The organism is Bradyrhizobium retamae, assembly GCF_001440415.1.
Classification (GTDB): domain Bacteria; phylum Pseudomonadota; class Alphaproteobacteria; order Rhizobiales; family Xanthobacteraceae; genus Bradyrhizobium; species Bradyrhizobium retamae.
The window spans coordinates 1-3,801 of record NZ_LLYA01000054.1 but is presented as its reverse complement, the minus strand read 5'-3'; the positions used below and the strand labels follow the sequence as shown (position 1 = coordinate 3,801).

Sequence of the window (3,801 nt, the reverse complement as noted above, 5' to 3'; positions counted from 1 at the left end):
AAAAAGCGCTCGCCATCGCAAAAGCGGGATGCAAATGAATGAGTCAGAACACTAGCTGTCCCGATTCATAGGCTTCGCTGGCAGTTGTAGATTGGTTGGATGATCCGGTGATTCTGTTATACATGCGATCCGCTCTCATATCGACATAGCTGCGCCATAACTAATATGGGTCTCCTCAAGGTCCGGTAGCAGCTTAAGCGAGTCAGCTGACAACAAGCTGACCTAGAGAAGTGTGCAAGAGCGCAGCCCCGATCTCGATCTGATCCAGGCTGGGCACATGGAGCGGTTATTTGGCCAGCGCAGCCGTCGATCTGGACGATATGCCCGTGATACCAACGTCACGCGAGCGCACCGAGCCCTTGCGCTGCTGCTATGGCTCGAGAAGAGCACGCAGACGAAATCCTGATGCCGATTGCCGAGCGGTACGGCGCGACGTTCATCTTCGGAACCGGGGCGAGACGTCGCTGACGTCAGTTAATCCGGCCGGCCTGAAAAGTCGGCGGCGCGCAAGTTCAGTTCGAGGTTCGGAAGTTGGAGCACAATCACGGGCTGCCAGCTGCAGCCGATCGCGCCTTCGCACGAGCGCGTGCGGCGGTTTCGAAATCTCCGTGCTAGGGGATAATCATCCAGTGCAAACTTGGAAGACATTTGCTCTCGGGCCGAGCGCTGCAACCTTGATCGAGCGGCAATGTCGCCCGGGGCGGGAGGCTGGCCAAAGTGCAAGTTAGGTCCCGCAATTGCTGATGCAGAATATCTAGCCTACCAAGGGAGGCCCCCCGGCTCTGCCGGGTGGCAGCAGAGTTTGACATTTCAGGCAGTCGTCCATCGACGAAACTCGCGACTCGTGAGCCACCACGCGCACGAGAAGGAGTTTCGCGATGGACGATTACGAGAGCCTAAGCCACAGCAAATGGAAGTGCAAATATCACGTGGTCTTCATTCCCAAGTGCCGCAGGAAGACGCTGTACGGGGAGTTGCGCCAGCATCTCGGGGAGGTGTTCCGCAGATTGGCAATGCAGAAGGAAAGAGGGGCATTTGATGCCCGATCATGTTCACATGATGATTTCGATCCCACCCAAGTATGCGGTGTCGCAAGTGATCGGGTACATCAAGGGCAAGAGCGCTATCCATCTGGCGCGGGTCTATGGAGAGAGGAAGCGCAACTTTGTAGGGCAGCACTTCTGGGCTCGGGGATACTTCGTCTCGACCGTCGGTCGAGACGAAGCCGTGATCAGAGAATACATCCGCAAGCAGGAGGCCGAGGACACCCGGCTCGACCAAATGAACATGTGGCGCTAAGGCCGCCTTCAGGCGGCCAACAAAATCGGGGACGCGTTAGCGTCCCCATGGCCGCTTTGAGCGGCCCAATTCCTAAAGCCCCCGGCTTTGCCGGGGGATACTTACTCTAAAGCCCAATCGGCCTTTGGCCGGCCGACCGACCTTCCCCGAAGCCGGAACACCAACCCGGTGAGCTGGTTGGGCCGAGGGGGCAGACGGAGCCGCTGATTATGGTCGAAACCGATACGCTCTTGGAGAAATGCCCCCGCTGCGGCGCCTGGCCGATGGCCGCGAACCTGCAGCGGACCTCGTCACTGCACCCACAAGTCCGATTCAGGTGCCCCGAGTGTCACGGTCGTTCCGAGCGACGACGACATCGCCTCGCATGCGCTGCTCGGCGGCGACGGCAAAGTGCGCGTCATTCCCACCGGCGAAAGCTGGCCAATCGGCGAAGTGAAGGGCGCGCTGAAGGACGGCTAGTACCTCTGCACAGTGATTATGATTCTTTCGACGTGTCTGGGTAGGCGCGGCCCAATTTGTCGCGCGCCTTTTCGGTTGTGAACATCCATTTGATGCGTGCTCCGGCAGCGTTTCGCTGTCGTTCCCATGCGGCGACTTCACTGGCGAGGTGCTTGGGATCGTCGATTCTGCGATCCAGGCACTGGCCGCGCAGGACGCCGATCTCGATCTCCACCATGTTGAGCCAACTGGCGTGTTTGGGAGTGTGGTGGAACTCGAGGCGGCGCAGAATGCGGTTGGCTTCGGCGGGCGGGAAAGCCTCATAAAGGGCGCCGGCCGAGTGGATCGACAGGTTGTCCTGCACGACGCGGATGCACTCGGCGTCGGGATAATGAACATCGACGAGTTCGCGCATGCATTTGGCGTAGTCTTTGGCCGTGCGCCGCTCGGTGAGCTTGACCTTGCGCCACGGCCGATTGACGTCGAGGACGACGAACAGATTGACGGTACCGTTGCGACGGTACTCACAATCGTGGCGTTCGAGTTGGCCCGGCTCGGCCGGGATCGGCTGGCGAACTTCGCCGATGAGTTGGACCGGGCTCTCGTCGAAGCAGACCACTGGCCGGTCGGGATCTGGCGCCTCGGCATAAAGGTCGAGCACGTCTTCCATGCGGGCGACGTATTCGCCGTCAACCTTGGAATGCACCACATGTCCTTGCGCCAGGGCTTGAGGCCGTTTTCGGCCAGCCGCCGGCGCACCGTCTCTCTCGTGGTCGGTAAGCTTGACCATGGCGTCGGACAAAAGCTCCAGGGTCCAGCGGGCGCGGCCCTCGGGATGGGTTGCGCAAGGCATTGCCACCAACAAGGCTTCCTCCTTGCCGGAGAGCTTGGGCTCCGCCCCAGGGCGCGGCTCCTCGCTCAGCGCCCGTTCAAGATTGCCTTCCACGAAGCGCCGCTTGGTCCGGTACACGGTGGAACCGCTCACCGCCACGGCGCAAGCAATCTCCTCGTCGCTGCGCCCGGCATCGGCCGCCAGCAGGATCTGCGCCCGCTTGAGCTTGCGAGCGGCGCGCTTGCCTTTGTTCAACATCGCGGTGAGTTCATCGCGTTCGGCTTGGCTCAGTTCGACCCGATACCGTACATTCATCGCTCCTTTTTGTCGGAGGCCCGGACGAATCGACAGATGAGTCAAAAATCAGGCGAGCATACCGGCCGGCAAAGCTTCACCGACAAGCAAGGCCGGTATCTGGCTTTCATTTACGTCTACTCGCACATGTTCGGCCGGCCGCCAGCCGAAACGGACATGCAGCGCCACTTCCGCGTCAGCCCGCCTTCGGTCCACCAGACGGTCGTCACCCTCGAGCGCAATGGATTGATCCGACGTCAACCCGGTGTCGCCCGAAGCATCGAACTCCTCGTGCCTCCCGAAGCGTTGCCCATCCTCGAATGGCTCGAAATCAACCCGCCAAAATCACTGTGACGAAGTACTAGACGACCGATTCCATGAAACCTGCGCAGATGGAGCAGGCTGAATTGGTGGAACGGACGGGCTGTTGGCGGATTCCTCGTTTGCGGTCGGCGAAACGAGGAGCTGTATCATGGCAGGATGGCGGCGAGCGGTCGAATTGGCCATGAGTGATGAAGAGATAGCGACCTTGACGACGCTTTCGCGGTCGCGGATCGAACTGGCGAGCCGGGTGTCGCGGGCGCAGATGCTGCTGGCGTATCGAGAAAATCCTTCGTTCTGCGCGGTGGGCCAGAGACTTGGGGTCCATCATCAGACGGTGCAGCGCTGTGTCGAGCGGGCGCTGGCCGATGGCCCGCTGGCAGCCCTTGATGATCGTCCGCGACCGGGCAAGGAGCCGACGATCACGCCTGAGGCCAAAGCCTGGTTGGTGTCGCTGGCCTGCGACAAGGCCAAGGACCACGGCTATCCACATGAGTTGTGGACGACGCGGCTCTTGGCGCGCCATGCGCGCGAACACGGGCCGGCGGCGGGGCATGCGTGCTTGGCCAATTTGGTCCAGGGAACGGTGTGCAAGATCCTCGGCCGAGAGGAAATCA

The 3,801-nt window shown here is 60.9% G+C and carries 3 protein-coding genes and 1 pseudogene; 3 read left to right on the top strand and 1 reads right to left on the bottom strand.

What is annotated here, in order from left to right; translation table 11 throughout:
* Positions 1 to 878: 878 nt before the first annotated feature.
* Positions 879 to 1,299, top strand: a pseudogene (gene tnpA / locus CQ13_RS08395) (IS200/IS605 family transposase).
* Between the two features lie 475 nt (positions 1,300 to 1,774).
* On the opposite strand, the gene CQ13_RS08390 reads toward tnpA, so the two are convergent.
* Entirely contained in the window at positions 1,775 to 2,884 is a 1,110-nt protein-coding gene (locus tag CQ13_RS08390; RefSeq protein WP_245309095.1) for an IS630 family transposase, read from the bottom strand.
* A gap of 36 nt (positions 2,885 to 2,920) precedes the next feature.
* Here CQ13_RS08390 and CQ13_RS08385 point away from each other — a divergent pair, with 36 nt between their 5' ends.
* Both CQ13_RS08385 and CQ13_RS08380 read left to right on the top strand, forming a co-directional pair.
* Entirely contained in the window at positions 2,921 to 3,217 is a 297-nt protein-coding gene (locus tag CQ13_RS08385) for a LexA family protein (protein ID WP_057842524.1), read from the top strand.
* Positions 3,218 to 3,335: 118 nt separating this feature from the next.
* Positions 3,336 to 3,801: helix-turn-helix domain-containing protein (locus CQ13_RS08380; RefSeq protein ID WP_156433582.1), on the top strand; the 466-nt coding region annotated here is incomplete at its 3' end.